We start from the raw sequence: 23367 nt of genomic DNA, 5'->3' as shown, positions 1-23367 counted from the left end.
CCGCGCGGCGCATGGCCTGACACGGGCTTCGCCCGCTTAATTCATCAGTCACTGACGCTAGGTTCACCATGGCTCAATACGTCTTCACCATGCATCGGCTGGGAAAAGTTGTTCCGCCGAAGCGGGAAATCCTGAAAAACATTTCGCTGTCCTTCTTCCCTGGCGCCAAGATCGGCGTGCTCGGCCTCAACGGTTCGGGTAAGTCCACGCTGCTGAAAATCATGGCCGGCGTCGATACCGAGTTCGAAGGCGAAGCGCGCCCGATGCCCGAGTTGAACATCGGCTACCTGCCGCAAGAGCCGATCCTGGACCCGACCAAGACCGTGCGCGAAGTGGTTGAAGAAGCCGTCGCCGTGATCAAGAACGCCCAGGCGCGCCTGGACGAGGTCTACGCGGCTTACGCTGACGAAGACGCCGACTTCGACAAACTGGCCGCTGAACAGGCCAAGCTCGAAGCCATCCTGCAGGCTGGCGATGGCCACAACCTGGAGCGCCAGCTGGAAGTGGCCGCCGACGCACTGCGCCTGCCGGCGTGGGACGCCAAGGTCGAATTCCTGTCCGGTGGTGAGAAGCGTCGTGTGGCCTTGTGCCGCCTGCTGCTGTCGGCCCCCGACATGCTGCTGCTCGACGAACCAACCAACCACTTGGACGCCGATTCCGTCGCCTGGCTGGAACACTTCCTCCACGACTTCCCGGGCACCGTGGTAGCGATCACGCACGACCGTTACTTCCTGGACAACGTTGCCGGCTGGATCCTCGAGCTCGACCGTGGCGCCGGTATCCCTTACGAGGGCAACTACTCCGGTTGGCTGGAAGCCAAGTCCGACCGTCTGGCCGCCGAATCCAAGCAGCAATCGGCCCACGAAAAAGCCATGAAGGAAGAACTGGAGTGGGTGCGCAAAGGCGCCAAGGCCCGCCAGTCGAAATCCAAGGCACGTCTGCAACGCTTCGAAGAAATGCAATCGCAGGAATTCCAGAAGCGTTCGGAAACCAACGAGATCTACATCCCGGCCGGTCCGCGCCTGGGTGACAAGGTCATCGAGTTCAAGAACGTGTCCAAAGGCTATGGCGACCGTGTGTTGATCGACAACCTGTCGTTCTCCATGCCAAAAGGCGCGATCGTCGGCGTTATTGGTGGTAACGGTGCGGGTAAATCCACACTGTTCCGCATGCTGATGGGCAAGGAGACCCCGGACTCCGGCAGCATCGAGATCGGCGAAACCGTGCAACTGGCCTGTGTGGACCAGAGCCGCGAAGACCTCGACGGCAGCAAGACAGTGTTCCAGCAGATTTCCGACGGTTCCGACCAGATCCGCATCGGCAACTATGAAATCCCGTCGCGTACCTACGTCGGTCGTTTCAACTTCAAGGGCGGCGATCAGCAGAAGTTCGTCAAGGACCTGTCCGGTGGTGAGCGCGGTCGCTTGCACCTGGCCCTGACCTTGAAAGAGGGCGGCAACGTCCTGCTGCTCGACGAACCGTCCAACGACCTCGACGTTGAAACCCTGCGTTCCCTGGAAGAAGCCCTGCTGGACTTCCCGGGCGCCGCCATTGTGATCTCTCACGATCGGTGGTTCCTTGACCGCGTCGCGACCCACATCCTGGCGTACGAAGACGACTCGCAAGCGGTGTTCTTCGAAGGTAACTACACCGAGTACGAAGCGGACCGTAAAAAGCGCTTGGGCGACGCTGCTGCCCAGCCGCATCGCGTGCGTCACAAAAAACTGGCCTGATTCGGGTTGGTGGTTTGAAAAAGCGGAGCCTTCGGGCTCCGTTTTTTTTTGTGTGTTTTTCAGGTGGACCGGGGTGGGTTCATCGCAGGCAAGCCAGCTCCCACATTTGATTTGTGAACACCGTCAATGTGGGAGCTGGCTTGCCTGCGATGGCGGTTTATATGTTGGTGCATACCTTGGGTTGAAATCCCTGTTTAAGGGCAAAAAAGGGCCTCTATTTATATCCAGTGCACCATTTAAATTCACAAAAGCGACATTTTGCCCTGTCGCAGTGCGACATGAATTGATAAAGTCCGGCCCAATCTCATTTAAAAACAATCAATTTGCCGAGACTTTTCCATGATCGAATCCGTCGAATCCTTCCTTGCCCGCCTGAAGAAACGCGACCCGGACCAGCCAGAATTCCACCAGGCCGTAGAAGAAGTCCTACGCAGCCTGTGGCCGTTTCTAGAGTCCAATCCGCACTACCTGACCTCGGGTATCCTGGAACGCATCTGCGAGCCGGAACGTGCGATTACCTTCCGGGTGTCGTGGGTGGACGATCATGGCAAGGTCCAGGTCAATCGCGGCTTCCGCATCCAGATGAACAGCGCCATCGGCCCGTACAAAGGCGGCCTGCGCTTCCACCCGTCGGTGAACCTGGGCGTGCTGAAATTCCTCGCCTTCGAGCAGACCTTCAAGAACTCCCTGACCTCGCTGCCCATGGGCGGCGGCAAAGGTGGCTCGGACTTCGATCCCAAGGGCAAGAGCGACGCTGAAGTCATGCGCTTCTGCCAGTCCTTCATGAGCGAGCTGTACCGCCACATCGGCGCCGACGTTGACGTGCCGGCCGGCGATATCGGCGTGGGCGCCCGCGAGATCGGCTTCCTGTTCGGCCAGTACAAGCGCCTGAGCAACCAGTTCACCTCCGTGCTGACCGGCAAGGGCATGACCTACGGCGGCAGCCTGATTCGCCCGGAAGCCACCGGTTTCGGTTGCGTGTACTTCGCCGAAGAAATGCTCAAGCGCGACGGCCTGCGGGTTGAAGGCAAGCGCGTGGCGGTGTCCGGCTCCGGCAACGTGGCGCAATACGCGGCGCGCAAGGTCATGGACCTGGGCGGCAAGGTGATCTCCCTGTCTGACTCGGAAGGCACCCTGTACGCCGAAAGCGGTTTGACCGAAGAACAGTGGTCGGCCCTGCTGGAGCTGAAAAACGTCCAGCGCGGTCGCATCAGCGAACTGGCTGAACGGTTCGGCCTGGAATTCCGCAAAGGCCAAACCCCTTGGGAACTGGCCTGCGACATCGCGCTGCCCTGCGCGACCCAGAACGAACTCGACGCCGAAGCCGCTCGCACCTTGCTGCGCAACGGCTGCATTTGCGTGGCCGAAGGCGCCAACATGCCGACCACCCTGGCGGCGGTGGATATCTTTATCGAAGCGGGCATTCTGTTCGCCCCGGGCAAGGCCTCCAACGCCGGCGGCGTGGCCGTGAGCGGCCTGGAAATGTCGCAGAATGCCATGCGCCTGCTGTGGACTGCCGGTGAAGTGGACAGCAAGCTGCACAACATCATGCAGTCGATCCACCACGCGTGCGTGCACTACGGCGAAGAAAACGGCCGGATCAACTACGTGAAGGGCGCAAACATCGCCGGCTTCGTGAAAGTCGCTGACGCGATGCTGGCCCAAGGCATCGTCTAACCCTGCAGCCAGGGTCTATTGCGAACGATAGGCCCTGGCGGCATCGCGGTCTTTCTCATGCTGCCAGGCGCGCTCACGGTCATCCCAGTGATTGTCCTTGTAGTCGCGCAGCTCTTCGTTTTCACGCATGGCCTTGCACTGGCGAAAGCCGTCTTCCCACCCTTCGGCGTACTCGCGGTCCTTCAGATAACGCGGAACGTTCTTGCGAAACTCCCCGGTAATCACGCCAGCGGCCTGGCGACCGCTGCTGCAGCCGTCGTCAAAGCCATCGGCAAAGGCCGGTGGATAACCTTTGGCCAATAAATCCTCATGGGTTGATTGGCAACCGGCCAGCCACACCACCGCGCACAGCAATACCGCATACCGCCACATGACAGACTCCCTGGCCGGCTACCGGCTGATGGGGAGAAGTCTAGATAGAGAATTGTCGGGTCGGCGTGAAAGGGACGTGAGAAAGGCGTTGGGTGCTAGGTGGACAGCGCCGCATGCTCAGCCAATTCCTGCTGGATAAATGCCGCGATCATGGCGCGATAGACCTGTTCGGTGACGTCCGGGTTGGCGCCTACGGTATTGGATAGGTTGCGCACTTTGGCGATGACCTGTTCAACCCGCTGCGGGGCTTTGACGCTGTCGGTGTCTTTTTTGAAGCGCGCGGCTTGAGAGACATATTGGCCGCGTTCGGCGAGCAGGGTGACGATTTGCTGGTCGAGGCGGTCGATGTTGCTGCGGACTTCGTCGAGGGTAATGCAGGTAACGGCCATGTTATTGGAACTCCTGAGGTATATCTGAATAAACGCGGACCCCCTGTGGGAGCGGGCTTGCTCGCGAATGCGGTGTGTCAGTTACAGATGTCTTGTCTGATCCACCGCATTCGCGAGCAAGCCCGCTCCCACACAAGCCCACTCTCACATTTGGATCTGGGTCGAGCTCAAGTTAGTAGTGATACCACTTCACTTCCAGCATCACTTCATTCACCGGCGTCGACAAGTGGCTGTACTCACGCTGCGCGCTCAAGCGTACGCCCAGGTTGCGCGACAATTCCCACTGCTGGTTCAGGCTGAGACTACGGCGCACTTCACCATTGGTGAAAAAATCCCCTTTGGCCTCCAGGCTCAAATTACCCAGTGGATTCCTCCACAGCACGCCGGTATTGAACCCTGCCGCCGGTGAGATGGCTTCGTTGAAGTCATTGTTGTGTTCCACGCGCACGGTGCCGAGGGCGAAGCCGAGCATGTCGTCGCGCAGTTGCCAGGTGCCGCCGGCGCCGCCGTTGACGTGGGCGACCAGGGTTTCGTCGTCGTGCTTGCCCGGTACGCGTTCAAGGCCGCCGGTGACTTGCCAGGACAGCGGTTGCAACAAGGCGTTGCGCGGCGTCAGGGAACGGATGGTGGCCAGGTCCAGTTGCTGCAATTGCCAGTGGTTGCCTTCGTACTGGCGCAGTTTCATTTGCAGGATTTCGATCTGTGCGCCGAGGGGGAAGCCTTCGGCGTTGTCGTTGAGGTCGTGGTAGGCCATGCGCAGGCCGTATTCGCCAAAGGCCTTGTCGCCCCGGGTGCCGATGCCGGCTTGCCAGGTGCGCGATTCATGGCCGTTTTCCGGCAGGCCAGGCGGGGTGATCTGGAGGTCGGGCGCGGGGTTCTGGTTGATCGCGCGCAGCAGTTCGAAGCTGCGTTGGGAGCGAGCAGGGTCGCGTTCCAGGCCATTGGCGCGGTAACGGCCAAGGCGGTAGGCGGCGTCGATGATCAGGGCCTGGCGGTCTTTGGCGAGGGCCTTGAACGCCGGGTCTTGCAATTGCTTCTGGTCATCGCTGACTTTCAGCACCCATTGCTGTTCATCGCTGTTCAGCGGCTTGGCACGCTCCAGCAACTCGCGTTCGCGGGAAGGGCGGTAGTCGATCTTTTCAACCAGGCCGGCATCCTTGACGGCTTTTACGGTGTCGGTGGGGATCGCGGTCAGCGGGAACTGTTCGGTCAGGCGCAGGCCGGGACGCGCTACTTGCAGCAATTCCAGCAGGCGGTAGGAGCAGTTTTCGTCGAAGAAGAAATAGTCGAACTTGATCTGCTTGAGCTCCCACACGTGCTCGACCATGCGCTCGGTCTCGACCTGCGTGAGGTTGAGGCGATATTCCCACAGGTCGCGGTTCTCAAGGCTGCGGTATTCGGAGAGTTTTTCCTGGTACGGCACCAGTGCGAACAGGCCGGGGTAGCCGCCCATCAGGCCTTTCCAGGCGTAGAGGATGCTGTTGTCGGAACCTTCGATATAGGCGCCGAAGTTGATCGCATAGCTGAGCAGGGCGGTCTTGTCTCTTTGCACGTCGGCCTGGTCGATACGCAGCAGGGTGTGGCCAAACATCGACGACGGGCTGTTGAGGTAGGCCGCCGGGAAGATCATCACCGCGCTATGGGGGGCGACGTCCTTGAACCATTGCTTGAATTCGGCGCAGTCCACGGCGGGCAGGCCGGTCAGGTGCAACTGATCCTTGAGCCAGCGGGTACGTGCGGGGTAGACGCATTGGGCGTGTTTTTCGCCGAGGCTGGCCGGCGCGTATAGCGCGTCAACGGTGGCCTTGAGTTCGGCGTCGGGGTGGTGCGCGCCATCAGCGGCGAGGAAGAACTTCTGCTCGCTGACGTAACTGCGCCAGCCACTGATTTTGCCGGCTTCGTAATGGCCCAAAGACAGCCAGAACGGATCGTTGGCCAGTTGCTGCAAACGTTGATCATCAAGATGCGGGGCCGCGTACAACGGGGCGCAGGCGAAGAGTGCCATCCAGGCAAAGCGTTTGAGCATAGGGGCAACTTAAAGTCGGAAAAGTGAGACCCAAAAGGGGGTGGGTCCAAAAATACAGCCCGCGCCTGGAGAGGCGCGGGCTGGTCGAGCTTAAGCTTGGGTCGCGTATTTCGCCAAGCGGGCATCGCTTTTCAGTACAGACAGGGTGTTGTTGTGCACGTCGTCAGCGGTCACGTCAGCCTTGCTGAAGATTTGCTGGAAGTGCTCGTGGGTCACGGCCGCGAAGTGCTCGCGATCTTCCGGCGCCACGCCCAGTACCACCGCGTAGGTGGTCAGCGCTTCGCCATTGCCCTTGGCCATGTCTTCGGACAGCTCGTTCATCATGCCATTCATGGCAATCCAGGACTTGCCGCCGTAGGTCAGGGCGCTGTTGGTGCTGCAACCGTTGGTGCCCGAGGTCATGCCGAAGGTGGCGTTGCCGGACGTGCCGTTGGTGGTGGAAGCCAGGAAGTGGGCTGGCGTGCCGCGCTGGCCTTCGAACAGCATGTTGCCCCAACCGCAGTTCGGGCCGCCTGGCGATTCTGCCATTGCATTGAGGGAGACAACGGTGAAGAGAGTACCGAGAAGGATCCGTTTCATAGCTTTGTTCTCTTTGTGTGCAAACCAATGGACAAGGGTTCAGGCGCATCGCGGCGCCCTAGGGGCCAGTTATTAGTCCAACCCGCGCAGTTTGGAGTTTAGGCAGGTTCAAGGGGTTCCGTGGTTTTTTATAAAACAATCAGAGATGTCGTGCTTTTTTTTGTAGGACCCGATCCGTGCCCAAGCTTTCCCAACAACGCGCCTTGCCAGAGCGCGCAAGCGAGAGCCAGAATGCCGACATCTGCCCCGCCTGATGTAAGGAAGCCCGATGCCTGATCCTGTTGCTGCCAGCTTGCGTCTAGCGCCCGAAGCGCTGACTCGCCCTTTCTCCGCTGAACAGTTCAGCTTCTCGACCACCAATGATTTGGAGCCCTTTCGCGGTGTGCTTGGCCAGGAACGTGCGGTTGAAGCCTTGCAGTTCGGTGTGGCCATGCCACGCCCCGGTTACAACGTGTTTGTCATGGGCGAGCCGGGCACCGGCCGCTTTTCGTTCGTCAAACGCTACCTGAAGGCTGAAGGCAAACGCCTGCAGACCCCTTCGGACTGGGTCTACGTGAACAATTTCGATGAGCCTCGCGAACCCCGCGCCCTGGAATTGCCGGGCGGCGCTGCGGCCTCGTTCATCAACGACATCAACGGGTTGGTCGACAACCTGACGGCCACCTTTCCGGCGGTCTTCGAACACCCCACTTACCAGCAGCGCAAAAGTGCCATCGACCGCGCCTTCAACCAGCGTTACGACAAGGCCCTGGACGTGATCGAGCGCCTGGCCCTGGAAAAGGACGTGGCGCTGTATCGCGACAGTTCCAACATCGCGTTTACGCCGATGCTCGACGGCAAGGCCCTGGACGAGGCGGAGTTCTCGCAGCTGCCGGAAGCCGACCGCGAGCGTTTCCACACGGATATTTCCGAGCTGGAAGAGCGTCTCAACGAAGAATTGGCCAGCCTGCCGCAGTGGAAGCGTGAGTCGAACAACCAACTGCGCCAGTTCAACGAAGAAACCATCACCCTGGCCCTACAGCCTTTGCTCGCGCCGCTGTCGGAAAAGTACGCGGAAAACGCCGCCGTCTGCGGTTACCTGCAAGCCATGCAGGTGTACCTGCTCAAGACCGTGGTCGAGCAATTGGTGGACGATGCCAAGACCGACGCCCAGGCGCGCAAGTTGCTCGAAGAGCAATACTGCCCAAGCCTGGTGGTGGGCCATCCGGTCAACGGCGGTGCGCCAGTGGTGTTCGAACCGCACCCGACCTACGACAACCTGTTCGGCCGTATCGAATACAGCACCGATCAGGGCGCGCTCTACACCACCTATCGCCAGTTGCGCCCGGGCGCATTGCACCGTGCCAATGGCGGTTTCCTGATCCTTGAAGCCGAGAAAATGCTCAGCGAGCCGTTTGTGTGGGACGCCCTCAAGCGCTCCCTGCAATCGCGCAAGCTGAAGATGGAATCGCCGTTGGGCGAGCTGGGCCGCCTGGCCACCGTGACCCTCAACCCGCAGATGATCCCGTTGCAGGTCAAGGTGATCATCATCGGCTCGCGCCAGCTGTACTACGCGTTGCAGGACGCCGATCCGGACTTCCAGGAGATGTTCCGCGTGCTGGTGGACTTCGACGAAGACATCCCGATGGTCGACGAAAGCCTGGAGCAGTTCGCCCAGTTGCTCAAGACCCGTACCTCGGAAGAAGGCATGGCGCCGCTGACCTCGGATGCGGTGGCGCGGTTGGCCACCTACAGCGCACGGTTGGCGGAGCATCAGGGCCGTTTGTCGGCGCGTATCGGCGATTTGTTTCAGTTGGTCAGCGAAGCGGATTTCATTCGCCACCTGGCCGGCGACGAGATGACCGACGCCGGGCACATCGAGCGGGCGCTCAAGGCCAAGGCCACCCGCACCGGGCGTGTATCGGCGCGGATTCTCGACGACATGCTCGCCGGGGTGATCCTGATCGACACCGACGGTGCTGCCGTCGGCAAGTGCAACGGGCTGACGGTGTTGGAAGTCGGTGACTCAGCCTTTGGCGTACCGGCGCGGATTTCCGCCACGGTGTACCCGGGCGGCAGCGGCATTGTCGATATCGAGCGCGAGGTCAACCTCGGCCAGCCGATTCACTCCAAGGGCGTGATGATCCTCACCGGTTACCTCGGTAGCCGTTATGCCCAGGAATTCCCGCTGGCGATCTCGGCGAGCATCGCGCTGGAGCAGTCCTACGGTTACGTGGACGGTGACAGTGCGTCTCTGGGCGAGGCGTGCACCTTGATCTCGGCCCTGTCGAAGACGCCGCTCAAGCAGTGCTTTGCCATCACCGGTTCGATCAACCAGTTCGGTGAAGTGCAGGCAGTGGGTGGGGTCAATGAGAAGATCGAAGGGTTCTTCCGCCTGTGCGAAGCGCGCGGTTTGACCGGCGAGCAGGGGGCAATCATTCCCCAGGCCAACGTTGCCACGTTGATGCTCGACGAGAAGGTGTTGCAGGCGGTACGCGCCGGGCAATTCCATATCTATGCGGTGCGCCAGGCGGATGAAGCCTTGAGCCTGCTGGTGGGCGAGCCGGCCGGTGCGCCGGATGACGAAGGGCAATTCCCGGAAGGCTCGGTCAATGCGCGGGTGGTTGAGCGTTTGCGGGTGATTGCGGAGATGATCAGCGAGGAAGACCTGAAGGAAGCAGAGAAGGAGTTGGCGCAGGAGGCGTTGGCCGAAGCCAAGCCAACCTGATGCTCGATCCCCTGTGGGAGCGGGCTTCTGTGGGAGCTGGCTTGCCTGCGATAGCGGTGTATCAGCCAACAGAAATGGTGGCTGTGAGTCAGTCATCGCAGGCAAGCCAGCTCCCACAGGGGTACAGCAGTACCTTTGGGGGGGGTGTCATGAAATTGACTCGGTTTTGGGACCAACGCCCGTTGGTCCCTACAACCTTGGTTTCTCGCGGTTTTCTTCTATTCTCTGCTCAAGGGATCTCCACAGGAGTCGCAGGATAGAAACAGCCTCGCCAAGCGTTGAGGCTGAACACCGATCTACCGAGGGTCGCCGCCATGCCGCGCAGCCTTTGCCTTACCCGCCAGTGCCTGGGCCTGGTCACCCGTATCGAATGTTCCATTCGCCCTCTTGCCGGGGATAACGGGCTGTGGACCTTGTTGTTTGCCGCCGGAATGACCGGTGAACAGCCGTCCACCATCAAGTCACAAGGCCCGTTTCATGGGCCGTTCGTGGCAGAAACCATGCTGGAATCAATCGTCGACAGCCTCACGCTGCATGGCTATGAGCAGGCCGGCGATCCGCAGATCTGGAGCCTGCACATGCAGGCCCATTTGCGACAGCTCAATGGCGACACCCATCACTGAGCGCTACTTGCTCTCGGGCTTGTCCAACTTGACCTCGAAACCGTATTGCACGGTGTCCAGGTCGGTGCGCTGGTAGCTTTCCAGGGTGGTCGGCTGGCCGTAGAAATAGTGCACGTCAAACATCGCCGTGCCGTACTCCTCGGCGCGGTGGCTGACGCCGAGGATTTCCTTGAGGTAATTGCCGCTGGCGTCCTTGGCATAGAAGCGCCAGCTGTCGGCGGGGAACTCTTTCTGGTCAACCACCAGCGCGTTGTCCTTGAGCGACAGGCCTTTGGGCAGCTTGGCGGTGTCAATCGTGGCTTTCTCGATGGTGGCCAGGAACAGTGGGATCGAGCCGACCACAAACGCCGGGTTTTCCGGGAACAGGTTGAGGTCGTAGGTGAGGGTGCCGCGTGCCGGGTTGAGCTCGAAGGCTTCGCTCGGTAGCTCGATGGGCTCGCCGCGCTCGCCCTTGTCGTCGGCAGTGAAGAAGGTGATGGGCGATTCGCTGCTGTTGCGTTCGGCGCCGACCAGGTCGTCATTGAAGGTGAACGGGTGGTCGAACACGATATGCGCGGCGCTGGCGTCTTCGGTGGACTGGCTGATGGTGACGCTGTTTTTCAGCTGGTCTTCGGTCAGGGTCGCGTCTTTCAGCCAGCTCGCGGCACCGTCGTCGTATACCGTGACGGGCATCGGCAAGGCTTGCACGGTTTTTTGCAGGCTGTTCTTGTCGAAGCGCAGTACCGGCAGGTCGAGGTCTTTGCGGGTGAGCGTGGCCTTGGAAAAATCCAGCACGCTGATCTGCAGGTTATCGATCACGCCATTGAAGTAGACCTTGGCGTAATGGCTGCTCTGCTTGTGTTCGAAGTCTTTCTGTTGGTCGACGAGCTTCTTCTCGAAGGCCTCGGACCAGGCCGTCTGTTTTTGCATCTCGGCCAATTGTTTCTCGTAGAACGCCACCTGTGCGGCGCTTTCGTTGATCGAGCCCGAGCGTGTGAGAAATTGCCCGGTGCTGTCCCGCGCCTCGACCAGCAGCGGGTTGGGCGACTCGTCACCAACCTCCGGGGCCAGGGGCGCGCTGTTGCTCATCTCGATCTCGGCGTAGTTCTTTTCCAGCAACAGCAGCTTGAGGGTGACGGTGCCTTCGGTACGTGTGCGCCCGACGTCCTGTTTGCTCAGGTCAAAGTTCAGGACCTTGCCCGGAGCGACCACTTCCACCGTGCCTTTGAGGCTGACGGGCTGCGGCTGGCTTTTGTTTTCAGTCTCGATGCCGTCGATGAACGGGTAGGTCACCGTCAAATCATCGGGGTTGGTCAGGTTGGAACTGCTGGGGCTCAGTTGGATGCCGGGGTCGGTTTCTGACCATTCCGGCTGGAAGGGGATGACTTTGTTGTTGCTCAACGTTACCGACTGCCATTCCAGCCCATGGGGGAACGGGAACTGGTCCGGGCTGTTGAAGCTGAAGGGGAAGACCGGCTGCAAGTCCGTCAGGTAGTCGGAATGGGAGGCTTTGCGCAGTACGAAAAGGCCGTTGATATAGGTGTCCACCAGCGCCTGGGGCGTAGGGTAATGCGTTAGCAGGGCGAGGGAGTTTTCGCCGTATTCGGCTTCGATGGATTTGTCGGCGAGTTTGACCCGTGCCCGTTCCAGCAACAGCAGCGAACCGCCAAGGTCGGCGATGGCGTCGCGCAGTTTGGGGTCCTGGATGCTGTCCAGCGACTGTTCGAACTTAGCGGTTTTCTCTTCGAGGGTGGCTTGCTTCTGCTCATCTTTGGGGGAGCAGCCGCTGGCCATCAGCAACACTGCACACAGGCCGAAGCTGGCCAAAGGCGTTCGCACATCCATCATCTGAGTTTTCCTGTCCGACGTCATCGAGCCGATTTAATGGCCTCGACACTAGCAGAAAAATTCTCTTACAGATGCGCCCAGGTCAGTTTTCTCGCGGTTACAGGTGTTTGGTAGCGGCTGGTATACTCGCCGCCATTTCTAGCCCCGCTGTGTGAGATCCCATGGAACGCTTTATCGAAAACACTATGTACGCCTCACGCTGGCTGCTGGCGCCGATCTACCTGGGGCTGTCCCTGGGCTTGCTGATCCTGGCGTTGAAGTTCTTTCAGGAAATCATCCACGTCCTGCCCAACGTGTTCACCATGTTGGAAGCCGACGTCATCCTGCTGCTGCTGTCGTTGATCGACATGGCGCTGGTGGGTGGCTTGCTGGTGATGGTGATGATTTCCGGCTACGAGAACTTCGTCTCGCAGCTGGATATCGATGACAACAAGGAAAAGCTCAACTGGCTGGGCACCATGGACTCTTCCTCGCTGAAGATGAAAGTGGCGGCGTCCATCGTGGCGATTTCCTCGATCCACCTGCTGCGCATCTTCATGGACGCCAAGAACGTCGATCCACAGCACCTGATGTGGTACGTGATCATTCACATGACCTTCGTCGTATCGGCGTTTGCCATGGGTTACCTGGACAAGCTGACCAAGCACTGATGCACCGCGCCGGCCTTATTGCTCGACGAAGTAGTAAGGCTGGCGGCCGATCGCCATCTCCTTGATCACCTTCACCGGCTCATCCAGCCCTTTGGTGTGATCCGTCAACGCAACGTTGCCGGGTTTGGCAGTAAGGAATGCGCGCAACTCGGGCTCGGTTTGCAGGAGCGGCACGTAGCCCTGCATATAGAACACCCCGGCCCCGGCAATCCGCTCGTTTGGCTGAAATATCGCCACCTCTCGACCTTCTGCTTGCAGCGCCTGAAGCTGGCTGATCACCGGCACGAAGGACTCGCGCTTGTCGGCTTTGGGCGCAAACACGCCTGCAGCGACCATATAGCTGGCAATCAGTACGGCGAACACGCCGCCGATCGCCTGCCGATGGTAGCGGTACAAGCCGGGCTTGCGCGCTTTCAGCCATTGCAGCAGGACGAGGCCATATTCCGCCGCCAGCACCGCGGCGGCCGGCGTGAGCGACATCAGGTACACGGTGCGCTTGCTGGACGCCAGCGTCAGCAAGGTGAACTGCGCCACCAGCCAGATGCAGAAAAACAGCTGGTAGCGATTGCGCATCAGGCTCTTACGGAAATGCCACAGGCCCAGGTACACCAGGATATTCCACGGCAGGAAAGCCTCGGGCAGCTTGGCGATGTAGTAGTAGAACGGCTCGTAGTGCCCGGCCTCGACAAACGAGCCACTGAAGCGCCCGACGCTGTTGGTCCACAACACTTCACCGACGGCCTGCATGCCGCCGCGCTGGAACAGGAACGCCAGCCAGATAATCAGGGGCACCAAAGCCAGCAGGGTGAACAACCCAGGCTTGAGCCAATCGCCGATCCGCAGGCGCTTGTCCATCACGCTGGTCACGGCCAGGTACACAAAAATCACAATGCCCGGCATCGCCAGGCCCAATACGCCTTTGCTCAAGGTAGCGATCACCATACCCGCGGTGAACAGCGCCCATGCGCCGGCCTTGGAGCCCTGGTTGTCCGGGCGCATCGCTTGGTAGAACGCCAGCAGTGCGGTGGTCACGCCAAGGCTGAGCAGCGAGTCTTCACCCACGCCGCGCACGTTGCCCCAATAGCTGGCCATGGTTGCCAGGATCAACGCCGCGCAAAACGCCAAAGTCTGCGGCCGGCCGAACTTGCGCAACATCCCGTAGAACAGCATCACGCTGAACAACCCGGCGAACGCCGAGGCCAGGCGCACCGCCCAGGTGGTGCCGCCAAACAGGCGAATCGCCCCGGCGTCGAGCCACAGGCTCAGGGGCGGTTTTTCCAGGAACGGCTCGCGAAACAACTGCGGCACCACCCAGTTGTTGTCCAGGTGCATGGCCATCGCAATCCCGGCGACGCGGGCTTCGGTGGAGCCTTGCAGCTCATGGCTGCCAAGGGCGAAGAAAAACAACAGGGCAACAAGCAGGAGCAGCAGAGGAACAGGACGCGTCATGGATTCTGGCTACCAGGGCGGAGGAGCGCTCGGGGGGAGCGGTCATTGCAATGGGCTAGTATCGGTCGGCGATTCTGAATATTTCGTGAACGGATGGGGAAATAGTGAAGGGGCGGTCCCTGCGCCGATCTGGCAATGCGAGCGTCAGATGGGCACCGTGCCTATGACAAAGATTCCCAGCGGCCCGCTGAGCTTTTCCACCCGTACCCAACCCTGACGATCAGCGCCGTTTGTGCCGCAGATTTTGATCTGTTGGTTCAGTTCCGTATCGAATACGTGGATGCCTTTGCAACTGCGATGGCCTCCGGTTGCGTATTCGTAGGTTGTCGCGTAGCTGCTGAATGTTCTGCTCGTAAGAAGAATGACGACTGATAGCAGTGGGTCCATTACGGCGGCCTATTCTGCGGGTTGATCGCGGACAATTGCCATCCCCAGGCCTTTAGGCTAGATTGCGATTCATTCTCAAATGCGCGCAATTACCATGTCGGCCACCCTCCCTCCCCACGAAGCGCCCCAGTCGATCGCCCGCCTGTACAGTGACCACCACGGTTGGCTGGTGCGTTGGCTGCGGGCGCGGTTGGGTTGTTCTCATCAGGCGGCAGACATGGCCCAGGACACCTTCGTACGCCTGCTGCTCAGCGAGCGCAAAGGGCCGCCTGCAAAGGGCCTGCAACAACCGCGTCCCTATCTGGCCACCGTTGCGCGGCGGGTGATGATCGACAGTTTTCGTCGCCATGGGTTGGAGCAGGCTTACCTGCAAGCGCTGGCCCAGCAGCCTGAAAGCTACGCGTTGTCACCGGAAGACAAGCTGTTGATGCTCGAGGCGCTGCACGCGGTGGATGCGATGCTCGATGGCCTGGGGCGCAAGGTGAAGCAGGCATTCCTGCTCTCGCAACTGCAAGGCCAGGGTTACAAGGAGATCGCCGCGTCCTTGGGGGTTTCGGTAAGCTCCGTGACGCAATACGTGGCCAAGGCTTCGGAGCATTGCCTGCTGTTCGTGCTGGAGTCCGAGTTGTGACCATCGACGACAAGCGCCAGGCCCTGAGCGCCGCTGCACAATGGTTGGCCCGTCGTGCAGGGGCGCCGGATGACGTGGCGCTGGAGCAGGCGTTTCGCCAGTGGCACCTGGACAGCCCGACCCATCGCTGGGCCTGGCAGCGTGTCGAAAACCTGCAAACCCAACTGGGCCAACTGCCCGGCGCCGTGGCGTATCAAGCGCTCGATCACGGGCCAAGCGCCGGCCCGGCGCTCAACCGCCGTACGCTGCTCAAAGGCCTGGTACTGGCCGGCGGGGTCGGTGGCCTTGGCTGGTCCGGCTATCGGCAGGCCCCGTTGTGGTTGGCCGACCTGCGCACGAACGTGGGCGAGCGGCGCAGCGTGCAGTTGGCCGACGGTACCCGCCTGGTCCTCAACACCGCTACGGCAGTGGATATCGAATTCACCGGCCAATTGCGCCTGATCACCCTGCGCGTCGGTGAGATCCAGGTGCAAACCGGCCAAGATCCGCGGCCCTTTGTGGTGCGCAGCGCCCAAGGCGATATGCAGGCACTGGGCACGCAGTTCGATGTACGACAGAACGACGGCAGTACCACCCTGAGCGTGTCGGAGCATGCGGTGCAGATCCGCCTGGGCGATGGGCGCACGCAGTTGGTCAACAGTGGGCAGGCCATCACCTTCCACCGGGGCGATTTTGGTCCGCTGCACGCGGCGGCGCCGGGAAGCGAAGAGTGGGTGCAAGGCCGCCTGCTGGTCGACGCCTGGCCGTTGCGGCAGGTGTTGGCTGAACTGAGTCGGTATCGCGTCGGCTATCTAGGCTGTGCGGATGACGTGAGCCACCTGCTGCTGTCCGGCGCGTTCCCCCTGGACGATCTGGATGCCGCACTGGCTGCCGTCTCGCGCGCGCTGCCGGTGGCGGTAGTGCGCCGCACCCGCTACTGGACGCGGGTGGTGAAAAACGCCTGAACGCAAAAATAAATGCGCGACCTCTGTAGAAAACCGAATCCCCGCTCGACCTACTCCTGAACTTATAAAACTCTGCCCATTACGTCAGGAGCCCCCATGTCCCTCCAGCAAACAGAGGACGTTTGTCTTCGCCCCCATCGGCCACGCAAATCGGCACTGGCCACGGCGATTCTGTCCGCCGGCCTGGCCTTGCAGTGCATCGCCCTGGCACCCCTGGCGCAGGCTGCCGAGCAGGCTCAAGCCAGCGCCGAGCAAAAGGCTTTTCGCATCGCGGCCGGTCCTTTGGGCACAGCGCTGACGCGGTTTTCGGGGGATGCTGGCGTGGTGGTGTCGTTTGACGCGAACCTCACCGCCGGGCGCAATACGGCGGGGTTGAATGGGGTCTACAGCGTCGAGCAGGGTTTCGCGCTGTTGCTGCAGGGCAGTGGTCTGCAGGCGCAAAAAGTCGATGAGCGCACCTATCTGGTGTCTGCGGCGCAACAGGGCGACGCCATCAGCCTCGGCCCGGTCAGCATTCGCGGCCAGGAGCTGGCGCAAACCACCGAGGGCAGCGGTTCCTATACGACCGGCTCGACGAATTCCGCGACCAAGATGAACCTGAGCCTGAAAGAGACGCCGCAGTCGGTGTCCGTGATTACCCGCCAGACCATGGATGACTTCAACCTGGCGTCCATCGATGACGTCATGCGGCACACGCCCGGCGTCACGGTCGCGACCTTCGACAGCGAGCGCACCAACTACTACGCGCGCGGTTTTGCCATCCAGAGCTTTCAATACGACGGCATTCCCACCACCCGCAACGACGGTTACTCCGCCGGGCAAACCCTGAGCGACATGGCGATCTACGACCGCGTCGAAGTCCTCAAGGGCGCCCCGGGCCTGATGACCGGCGCCGGTGGCCCTGGCGGCACGATCAACCTGATCCGCAAGAAACCCACTGCGCAGTTCCAGGGGCATGTCGACCTGGGCGCGGGCTCGTGGGACAACTACCGCTCGGAACTCGACCTCAGCGGCCCGCTGACCGACAGCGGCAACGTGCGCGGGCGGGCGGTGATGGTGTATCAGGACAAGCATTCGTTCATGGACCATTACGAACGCAAGACCAACGTTTACTACGGCACGCTGGAATTCGACCTGTCGCCGGACACCTTGCTGACGGTCGGCGCCGACTACCAGAACAACGACCCCAAAGGCTCCAGCTGGACCGGCAGCCGCTCGTTGTTTGACACGGCAGGCAATGAAATCAGCTTCCCGCGCTCCTACAACAACGGCCCTAAATGGAGCGGCTGGCAACAATACAGCCGCTCCGTGTTTGTAACGCTGGAGCACAACCTCGACAACGGCTGGGTCGCCAAGGCCAACTACACCAATCAGCTCAACGGCTACAACGCACCACTGGGTTACGCATCGCCCAACAGCACCACCACCGCCTCGGTGTACGCCGCCAAATACACCGGCCGGACCATCAGCAACAACCTCGACATGTATCTTTCCGGGCCCTTCAGCCTGGCGGGGCGCGAGCATCAACTGGTGGTTGGCACCTCGACTTCTCGCTCGCACTGGAAAGACAAGGACTACTACAACGGTAGCCACGGCAACTACGACCTGTACGGCTGGGACGGCGACGATGACGAGCCGGACTGGGGTTCGCCGAGCATGACCAAGGATGACGTCACCCGGCAAAACGCAGTGTATTTCTCCACCCGCCTGAGCCTCACCGACGACCTGTCCCTGCTGCTCGGCTCACGCCTGACCGACTACCGCCTCACCGGCACCAACGACTCCACGGAGACCGGCAAAGTCATCCCCTATGTCGGGGTGGTCTACGACATCAACGACAACGTTTCGGCCTACGCCAGCTACACCGAAATCTTCATGCCGCAAATGCTACGCCCCGACCGCAACAACAAAATGGTCGAGCCCGACGAAGGCAAAAACTACGAAGTGGGCCTCAAGGGTGAATTCTTCGGCGGCCGCCTGAACACCAGCCTTGCCTACTTTGAAGTGCACGAAGAAAACCGCGCCGAAGAAGATACCGAATACAACAACAACCCCACCAACCTGCCACTGGATTGGGCCTACGTCGGCATCAAGGCCAAGACCAAGGGCTACGAAGCCGAAATCTCCGGCGAACTGGCACCCGGCTGGCAACTGCAAGCGGGCTACACCCATAAGATCAGCCGTGACGACAGCGGCAAAAAAATCTCCACCTGGGAGCCTGAAGACCAACTCAACTTCTACACCAGCTACAAACTCACCGGCAGCCTCGACAAACTCACCCTCGGCGGCGGCGCCCGCTGGCAAGGCAAGGGCTGGCAGGATGCCTACAACTATGGGAAGGGGGTTAATCAAGTGTTCTCCCAGGATCCGTACTGGCTGGTGGACCTGATGGCGAGGTACCAGATCAGTAAAAATCTCTCGGCGTCGGTGAATGTGAATAATGTGTTGGATAAGAAGTACTTCACCAATATTGGGTTTTATCGGTCTTCGTACTACGGCGATCCGCGGAATGTGATGGTGTCGATGCGTTGGGGTTTTTGAGGGGGGGGAGAGACAAAGGCCGAGGCGCTGGGTCCAAGCCTCACATGTGTGAACGTTGTCCCCGGTTTCAGATGTAAACGATCTCTACGGTTCTACAACCATGTGTGTTTCGCGTGAGGCGAGGTACGTTGAGCGCTGAAAACTCTTAAGGCCGAGTTGCTGTGTGGCGACTCGGCCTTTTGATTTTTGCTACCGCAGAGACGGTGACGTATCGGTTGTAGGGTGCAGTACGACCAATACCCGCTCGATCAGTAACTCACCCAGCACGATTAATTGTTGGCTACCCAAAAGCTTCTGACGGTTTTCGCCTTCGAGTTCGAAGGCAAGATCGGTGGTGATAGCGTTAAGCGAGGCCAGAGTTTCGCTGGCTTGAATCAGTAGGGTTTCGGGGTCGATGTTTTGAGCGACCTCAAAAAGACTTGTCGGGGGATTGGGGGTGATTTTTTTCATGATGAGGCTCCCACACTGTTTAAGGAGCTGCCGCCCCCTGCTGTCAAACAGGGTTGGTGGCAGCTGTACGCGGGTTGACAGACCGGAAGTGTAGGAACCCGGCGCACCCGAAGATGCCCCACGCACAGCCACCATGAACGAGACGGGAAGCGTGAAGCATGCCGTTAAATCATGGGGTGTGAAAGGTTACACTTTTCGGCCTGTCAAAGCCGGTCGCTGATGAGCAACGACGGGGGAACGTTAGCGTTGTGGTGGGGGTTGCGCCAGTTCACCAATGGCGTGACATCTTGAAGGAAAAATCCGAAGGCCGCCGGCTGGGCTTTCTAGCCCTCAGAAACAATAAAACCCGCACTTGGCGGGTTTTGTCGATGTTTCGAATTGGTGGGCCGGGGTAATCTGAACAGCTTGGTTAAGGTGTTGATTTTTATTGATTATTTTCGGTTAAACTTTTTATTGGAATACCTTTTGGAATACCAGCCGCGAATCTCTTAGATTCCCGCCTTTAAGTCGACGAAAGCTTGATCCCATAACTGTACTTCGAATCTCGCTTTTGAGTGCACCAACGGCTTCTGGTAGCAACTGCTGGCGCTTGTTCATACGGCGGCCCTTGGGCGGAAACGCACCAATGTTGAAGGGCCTTTGCATCAGCGGTCGATCAAAGATCCTGTCAACAGATGCTGTCTTTATGTACAGTATTGATCAAGCGATTTCAGGTACATGTAGCGCGTGCGGGTATCCGCGTAGGCAAATAATGCTTTTTTTTGAGCGGTCTAGGGATAGAATAGTGACAGCTCGTCACAGATTTGACCCAGAAGGCATCTCAATGGATACGTTAGAAAGCACACCTCAGCACTTTGGCGATGTCAGCAGTATCGCTGAGCGGCCTAGTAATTTCGCCGGCAGCGACCTGGCTTTGCTGCAGCAATTGCTGGAGATCTACGATCAAGGCTATCTGGCCGAGGTGCTGAACGAAGCGAGTCCGGGGCACTGGTGTCGGGAAACGATCAATCGCTGGGTCAAGGGCAAGGCTTCCCCAAAACTGTCTTATGTCGATTTCAACCGTTTGCAGGCGCTGCTACCGCAAAAGGTGGCAGGTCAGCGCTCTTTCACATTCATTGATCTCTTCGCAGGCATCGGTGGCATCCGTAAAGGCTTCGAGGCTATAGGTGGCGAGTGCCTATTCACATCCGAGTGGAACAAGTATGCCGTTCGAACATACAAGGCGAACCATTACTGCGATCCTGCTCGGCACCGGTTCAATCTCGACATTCGTACTGTCACGCTCTCGGACAAGCTCGACATCAGCGAGGACGAGGCTTACAGACATATCGACCGGGCAATTCCGGATCATGACGTGCTGCTTGCTGGGTTCCCTTGCCAGCCGTTTTCTCTTGCCGGCGTCTCCAAGAAGAACTCCTTGGGGCGCAAGCACGGCTTTGAATGTGAGACTCAAGGGACACTGTTTTTTGATGTTGCACGAATCATCGCTGCGAAGCGTCCGGCCGCATTCCTGCTGGAAAATGTGAAAAATCTGAAGAGCCATGATAAGGGCAATACCTTTAGAATCATCTGCGAAGCACTCGATGAACTCGGCTATGAGGTTGCAGACGTCAATGCACCGAAGGGTAGTGACCCGAAGGTCATCGACGCGACGGCTTTTCTGCCTCAACACCGCGAGCGGATCGTGCTTGTCGGCTTTCGCCGTGATCTGAATGTGCATCAGGGCTTCACCCTGCGAGATATTGTCAAACATCAGCCGGCCCAGCGACCAAGTTTTGGGGATCTTCTGGACTTCAACGTCGACAGCAAGTACATCCTCACTCCGAAACTCTGGGAGTACCTATACAAGTACGCTCAGAAGCATCGAGAGAAAGGAAATGGATTTGGATTCGGTTTGACCAAGCCTGATGGAGTGGCACGTACACTATCGGCTCGTTATCACAAGGACGGTTCCGAAATCCTCGTGGATCGCGGTTTCATTGACGCACTGGATTTCTACGGCGAACTGAACCAGATGAACCGTCCTCGGCGTCTGACACCTCATGAATGCGCGCGGCTGATGGGGTTCGATAAGCCGGGAGAGAGCAAATTCGTGATCCCCGTTTCTGACACACAGGCTTACCGTCAATTCGGCAACTCTGTCGCAGTTCCGGTATTCGAGGCGGTGGCAAAACTGATGAAAGGCCGAATTTTGGAAGCCAAGTCCAAGACCGAGGCTGGGCATCGGCCACAGCTGGAAATCATGCTTAGTAATTGATAGTCACTTGATGTTACTTTCCCAGTTAACGTTGAGGCGCATGCCTGGCGATATCTGACAGGGAGGTAAGCTTCTGATGTTGGGACGAGTTCGGGCGGGTCTGGCTGCGAGTTCGGTCAGGTCTACGGGGTTTCACGCTGATCGAGGCGATATTTCAAGGAATAGCCGGCCATCAGCAGTGCCATCCCAATGTTAAGGGGCTATCTCGTTAGCAGCGGTGGCGCCCTGTGATCGATGTTGTGAGCCCGGAAGTCAGATCCCGGATGATGTCCGGTATCCAAGGCAAAAATACGAAGCCAGAGCTCATAGTCCGAAAGCTTCTCCATGCCCGAGGTTTCCGCTTTCGGTTACACCGCGAAGACCTGCCCGGTCGGCCAGATCTCGTTCTGCAGAAATATAAGTGCGTTGTTTTTGTTCACGGGTGCTTCTGGCATCGCCACCCCGCCTGCGCCTACGCAACAACACCGGGCACTCGCAAAGAGTTCTGGGCAGAAAAATTCGAAAAGAACGTAGTGCGAGATGGCATTAATATTGATGCGCTGCAGGCATCCGGCTGGCGGGTTCTGGTGGTGTGGGAATGTGGCCTCAAGCATGCGATGGATGTAGTCGCGCAGATCGACGAATTCATTACTGGTAATGCAGCCTGTATGTTCTGGCCTGAAACCCCTCCAAAACCAAAGAAAACATAGCTGCCTGCTGCGAAGCGGGCGCTGAAGCTGCGTCTCGCACGCAGAAATCAAGCAGCAGGGAATTTCCACATTTTACAGATGGGTGAAGCAGTTGTTCGAACATTTAAAGGACGTTTTTGTTGCGGCGGCGCTGAAGTATCTGACGGCTGTGGATGCCAATCCAACAGTTTCCAATCAGCACGAAATCGGTGGATTGATCAAGGCGGGTCTGGGTGGGCACTTGCCCCGTCCGGAAGACGGCAGCAAGACCCACCTGCAGGCAACAATGGTCTACCTCGACGATTACAGCGATGAGCCCGTTCTGGTCGAAGACGAGGTGTCCTGGTATGACTGTCGTTACGAGGACGACGATCGTGGGCCTGAGTGGCGTCTTTACTACAAGCGCAACTCGGTCACTGAGCGGATCCAGGAGACCGATTTCATGTTGGTCGCCCTGACCCATGAAGGCACCCTGCTTATCATGCTCTGTCCTCAGGACAGTCACACAGAAGTTCAGTTGCGCAGCATCTTCGGAGCCGTAGGCACCAAGGTTGGAAACCGGCTGACTCAGGTCGCGGTCGACACATCAACGATCGCTACCCCAGTCCGACTGATGCTTGCCCGATATGGAATTGAGCTGGTTGTACAAAAGTCAGGCGACGAAGTTCTACGCGAACTATTGATTGAGAAATTCGGAGCCACTTTTCCGTCCACCCGAGAATTTTCTGCTTTCGCTCGGACGCTTCGCAACGACCTATCCGCCATCGAGTCTCCGGATGAGACGTTGCTTCAATGGATGGATGACGAAGAGCATATCTTCCGCATACTCGAACGGCATATCGTCAAGCAGAGGCTGTTGGAAGGTTTTGGCGAAGATGTGGACGCTTTCATACGCGTATCGCTCAGCATTCAGAACCGCCGCAAATCTCGTGTAGGTCATGCCTTTGAAAATCACATCGAAGAAGTTCTCCGGTTGAATGGCGTGGCATACGAACGCGGCGTGCGCACGGAAGGAAAACAAAAGCCCGACTTTCTGTTTCCCGGACGTGTTGCATATCTCGATTCGGACTATCCCGAGTCACAGCTGCGAATACTCGGAGCCAAGACTACCTGTAAGGAACGCTGGAGGCAGGTGCTCGCGGAAGCCACACGAGTGAAGGAGAAGCACCTGATCACGATGGAGCCTTCCGTTTCGGTGGATCAGACCACGCAGATGGAAGAGAAGGGCGTGCAGCTGATAGTGCCGTTGCCTATTCAGGCGACCTACAAGGCGGAACAGCAGGAGTGGTTGATGTCGTTTGGGCAGTTCATCTCGCTGTTGGGTGCAGTTCGATAATTGATGTCGTGCTGAGGAACGAACTGCTCAGCAGGAACTGCGCGCAATCCGCATGTTGGTTCATTCCGGCGGGACATCGCCGGTTTGTAAGAAAGCTCCATATCCAGCTTTGCAGGCCGAT

At 59.0% G+C, this 23367-nt stretch carries 18 protein-coding genes; 11 read left to right on the top strand and 7 right to left on the bottom strand.

The window, feature by feature from the left end:
* Positions 1-68: 68 nt before the first annotated feature.
* A complete protein-coding gene (gene ettA / locus DBR46_RS21390; RefSeq protein WP_017737425.1) occupies positions 69-1733 on the top strand; it encodes an energy-dependent translational throttle protein EttA in 1665 nt (554 codons plus the stop codon).
* Between the two features lie 339 nt (positions 1734-2072).
* Positions 2073-3410 (top strand): NADP-specific glutamate dehydrogenase, encoded by a 1338-nt coding sequence (gene gdhA / locus DBR46_RS21385; protein ID WP_124527794.1) that lies wholly within the window; start codon positions 2073-2075, stop codon positions 3408-3410.
* Between the two features lie 15 nt (positions 3411-3425).
* Here the strand turns inward: gdhA and DBR46_RS21380 are convergent, their stop codons facing one another.
* From DBR46_RS21380 to DBR46_RS21365, 4 genes are all read right to left on the bottom strand, one after another.
* Positions 3426-3782: a hypothetical protein gene (locus tag DBR46_RS21380; protein WP_124527793.1), complete on the bottom strand. Its 357-nt coding sequence runs from the start codon at positions 3780-3782 to the stop codon at positions 3426-3428.
* Between the two features lie 95 nt (positions 3783-3877).
* The gene (locus tag DBR46_RS21375; protein ID WP_124527792.1) at positions 3878-4171 is read right to left on the bottom strand and encodes a chorismate mutase; all 294 of its coding nucleotides are present in this window, start codon (positions 4169-4171) and stop codon (positions 3878-3880) included.
* A 172-nt stretch (positions 4172-4343) separates the two neighbouring features.
* Positions 4344-6197 carry a DUF4105 domain-containing protein gene (locus DBR46_RS21370; protein ID WP_124527791.1) on the bottom strand — a complete coding sequence of 618 codons (1854 nt, stop codon included), beginning with the start codon at positions 6195-6197 and terminating at the stop codon, positions 4344-4346.
* A gap of 90 nt (positions 6198-6287) precedes the next feature.
* A complete protein-coding gene (locus DBR46_RS21365; RefSeq protein WP_026137099.1) occupies positions 6288-6776 on the bottom strand; it encodes a DUF3015 domain-containing protein in 489 nt (162 codons plus the stop codon).
* 268 nt (positions 6777-7044) lie between these two features.
* On the opposite strand from DBR46_RS21365, the gene DBR46_RS21360 reads away from it, so the two are divergent.
* Positions 7045-9483, top strand: a complete 2439-nt coding sequence (locus tag DBR46_RS21360) for a Lon protease family protein (protein WP_124527790.1) — start codon at positions 7045-7047, stop codon at positions 9481-9483.
* 314 nt (positions 9484-9797) lie between these two features.
* Positions 9798-10106, top strand: a complete 309-nt coding sequence (locus DBR46_RS21350) for a hypothetical protein (protein ID WP_124527788.1) — start codon at positions 9798-9800, stop codon at positions 10104-10106.
* Positions 10107-10109: 3 nt separating this feature from the next.
* Here the strand turns inward: DBR46_RS21350 and DBR46_RS21345 are convergent, their stop codons facing one another.
* Positions 10110-11933: a hypothetical protein gene (locus tag DBR46_RS21345; RefSeq protein WP_124527787.1), complete on the bottom strand. Its 1824-nt coding sequence runs from the start codon at positions 11931-11933 to the stop codon at positions 10110-10112.
* A 161-nt stretch (positions 11934-12094) separates the two neighbouring features.
* Here DBR46_RS21345 and DBR46_RS21340 point away from each other — a divergent pair, with 161 nt between their 5' ends.
* Positions 12095-12583 carry a TIGR00645 family protein gene (locus DBR46_RS21340; protein WP_017739158.1) on the top strand — a complete coding sequence of 163 codons (489 nt, stop codon included), beginning with the start codon at positions 12095-12097 and terminating at the stop codon, positions 12581-12583.
* A 15-nt stretch (positions 12584-12598) separates the two neighbouring features.
* Here the strand turns inward: DBR46_RS21340 and DBR46_RS21335 are convergent, their stop codons facing one another.
* Positions 12599-14032 carry a glycosyltransferase family 39 protein gene (locus tag DBR46_RS21335; RefSeq protein WP_124527786.1) on the bottom strand — a complete coding sequence of 478 codons (1434 nt, stop codon included), beginning with the start codon at positions 14030-14032 and terminating at the stop codon, positions 12599-12601.
* 481 nt (positions 14033-14513) lie between these two features.
* On the opposite strand from DBR46_RS21335, the gene DBR46_RS21330 reads away from it, so the two are divergent.
* The 3 genes from DBR46_RS21330 (at position 14514) to DBR46_RS21320 (ending at position 18535) form a co-directional block, all read left to right on the top strand.
* Positions 14514-15050, top strand: a complete 537-nt coding sequence (locus tag DBR46_RS21330; protein ID WP_124527785.1) for a sigma-70 family RNA polymerase sigma factor — start codon at positions 14514-14516, stop codon at positions 15048-15050.
* Positions 15047-15994 (top strand): FecR domain-containing protein, encoded by a 948-nt coding sequence (locus DBR46_RS21325; protein WP_124527784.1) that lies wholly within the window; start codon positions 15047-15049, stop codon positions 15992-15994. Before DBR46_RS21330 ends, DBR46_RS21325 begins: the two co-directional genes overlap by 4 nt.
* 96 nt (positions 15995-16090) lie before the next feature.
* A complete protein-coding gene (locus tag DBR46_RS21320; protein ID WP_124527783.1) occupies positions 16091-18535 on the top strand; it encodes a TonB-dependent siderophore receptor in 2445 nt (814 codons plus the stop codon).
* Between the two features lie 189 nt (positions 18536-18724).
* Here the strand turns inward: DBR46_RS21320 and DBR46_RS21315 are convergent, their stop codons facing one another.
* Positions 18725-18985 carry a DUF6124 family protein gene (locus DBR46_RS21315; protein WP_124527782.1) on the bottom strand — a complete coding sequence of 87 codons (261 nt, stop codon included), beginning with the start codon at positions 18983-18985 and terminating at the stop codon, positions 18725-18727.
* An 823-nt stretch (positions 18986-19808) separates the two neighbouring features.
* On the opposite strand from DBR46_RS21315, the gene dcm reads away from it, so the two are divergent.
* From dcm to DBR46_RS21300, 3 genes are all read left to right on the top strand, one after another.
* Positions 19809-21242 carry a DNA (cytosine-5-)-methyltransferase gene (dcm, locus tag DBR46_RS21310; protein ID WP_124527781.1) on the top strand — a complete coding sequence of 478 codons (1434 nt, stop codon included), beginning with the start codon at positions 19809-19811 and terminating at the stop codon, positions 21240-21242.
* 230 nt (positions 21243-21472) lie between these two features.
* Positions 21473-21931: a very short patch repair endonuclease gene (locus tag DBR46_RS21305; RefSeq protein WP_218569332.1), complete on the top strand. Its 459-nt coding sequence runs from the start codon at positions 21473-21475 to the stop codon at positions 21929-21931.
* Positions 21932-22022: 91 nt separating this feature from the next.
* Positions 22023-23246 carry a type II restriction endonuclease gene (locus tag DBR46_RS21300; protein ID WP_124527779.1) on the top strand — a complete coding sequence of 408 codons (1224 nt, stop codon included), beginning with the start codon at positions 22023-22025 and terminating at the stop codon, positions 23244-23246.
* Positions 23247-23367 lie beyond the last annotated feature (121 nt).

Source organism: Pseudomonas sp. KBW05 (assembly GCF_003852405.1).
GTDB lineage: Bacteria > Pseudomonadota > Gammaproteobacteria > Pseudomonadales > Pseudomonadaceae > Aquipseudomonas.
Note: the sequence above shows the minus strand (reverse complement) of the source record. Positions and strands in the feature narration are given on the sequence as shown.

What these genes read in the sequence shown, in the direction of transcription:
- ettA (WP_017737425.1), top strand. Translation starts at nt 69, where the DNA reads ATGGCTCAATACGTCTTCACCATGCATCGGCTGGGAAAAGTTGTTCCG.
- gdhA (WP_124527794.1), top strand. Translation starts at nt 2,073, where the DNA reads ATGATCGAATCCGTCGAATCCTTCCTTGCCCGCCTGAAGAAACGCGAC.
- DBR46_RS21380 (WP_124527793.1), bottom strand. Translation starts at nt 3,782, where the DNA reads ATGTGGCGGTATGCGGTATTGCTGTGCGCGGTGGTGTGGCTGGCCGGT.
- DBR46_RS21375 (WP_124527792.1), bottom strand. Translation starts at nt 4,171, where the DNA reads ATGGCCGTTACCTGCATTACCCTCGACGAAGTCCGCAGCAACATCGAC.
- DBR46_RS21370 (WP_124527791.1), bottom strand. Translation starts at nt 6,197, where the DNA reads ATGCTCAAACGCTTTGCCTGGATGGCACTCTTCGCCTGCGCCCCGTTG.
- DBR46_RS21365 (WP_026137099.1), bottom strand. Translation starts at nt 6,776, where the DNA reads ATGAAACGGATCCTTCTCGGTACTCTCTTCACCGTTGTCTCCCTCAAT.
- DBR46_RS21360 (WP_124527790.1), top strand. Translation starts at nt 7,045, where the DNA reads ATGCCTGATCCTGTTGCTGCCAGCTTGCGTCTAGCGCCCGAAGCGCTG.
- DBR46_RS21350 (WP_124527788.1), top strand. Translation starts at nt 9,798, where the DNA reads ATGCCGCGCAGCCTTTGCCTTACCCGCCAGTGCCTGGGCCTGGTCACC.
- DBR46_RS21345 (WP_124527787.1), bottom strand. Translation starts at nt 11,933, where the DNA reads ATGATGGATGTGCGAACGCCTTTGGCCAGCTTCGGCCTGTGTGCAGTG.
- DBR46_RS21340 (WP_017739158.1), top strand. Translation starts at nt 12,095, where the DNA reads ATGGAACGCTTTATCGAAAACACTATGTACGCCTCACGCTGGCTGCTG.
- DBR46_RS21335 (WP_124527786.1), bottom strand. Translation starts at nt 14,032, where the DNA reads ATGACGCGTCCTGTTCCTCTGCTGCTCCTGCTTGTTGCCCTGTTGTTT.
- DBR46_RS21330 (WP_124527785.1), top strand. Translation starts at nt 14,514, where the DNA reads ATGTCGGCCACCCTCCCTCCCCACGAAGCGCCCCAGTCGATCGCCCGC.
- DBR46_RS21320 (WP_124527783.1), top strand. Translation starts at nt 16,091, where the DNA reads ATGTCCCTCCAGCAAACAGAGGACGTTTGTCTTCGCCCCCATCGGCCA.
- DBR46_RS21315 (WP_124527782.1), bottom strand. Translation starts at nt 18,985, where the DNA reads ATGAAAAAAATCACCCCCAATCCCCCGACAAGTCTTTTTGAGGTCGCT.
- dcm (WP_124527781.1), top strand. Translation starts at nt 19,809, where the DNA reads ATGGATACGTTAGAAAGCACACCTCAGCACTTTGGCGATGTCAGCAGT.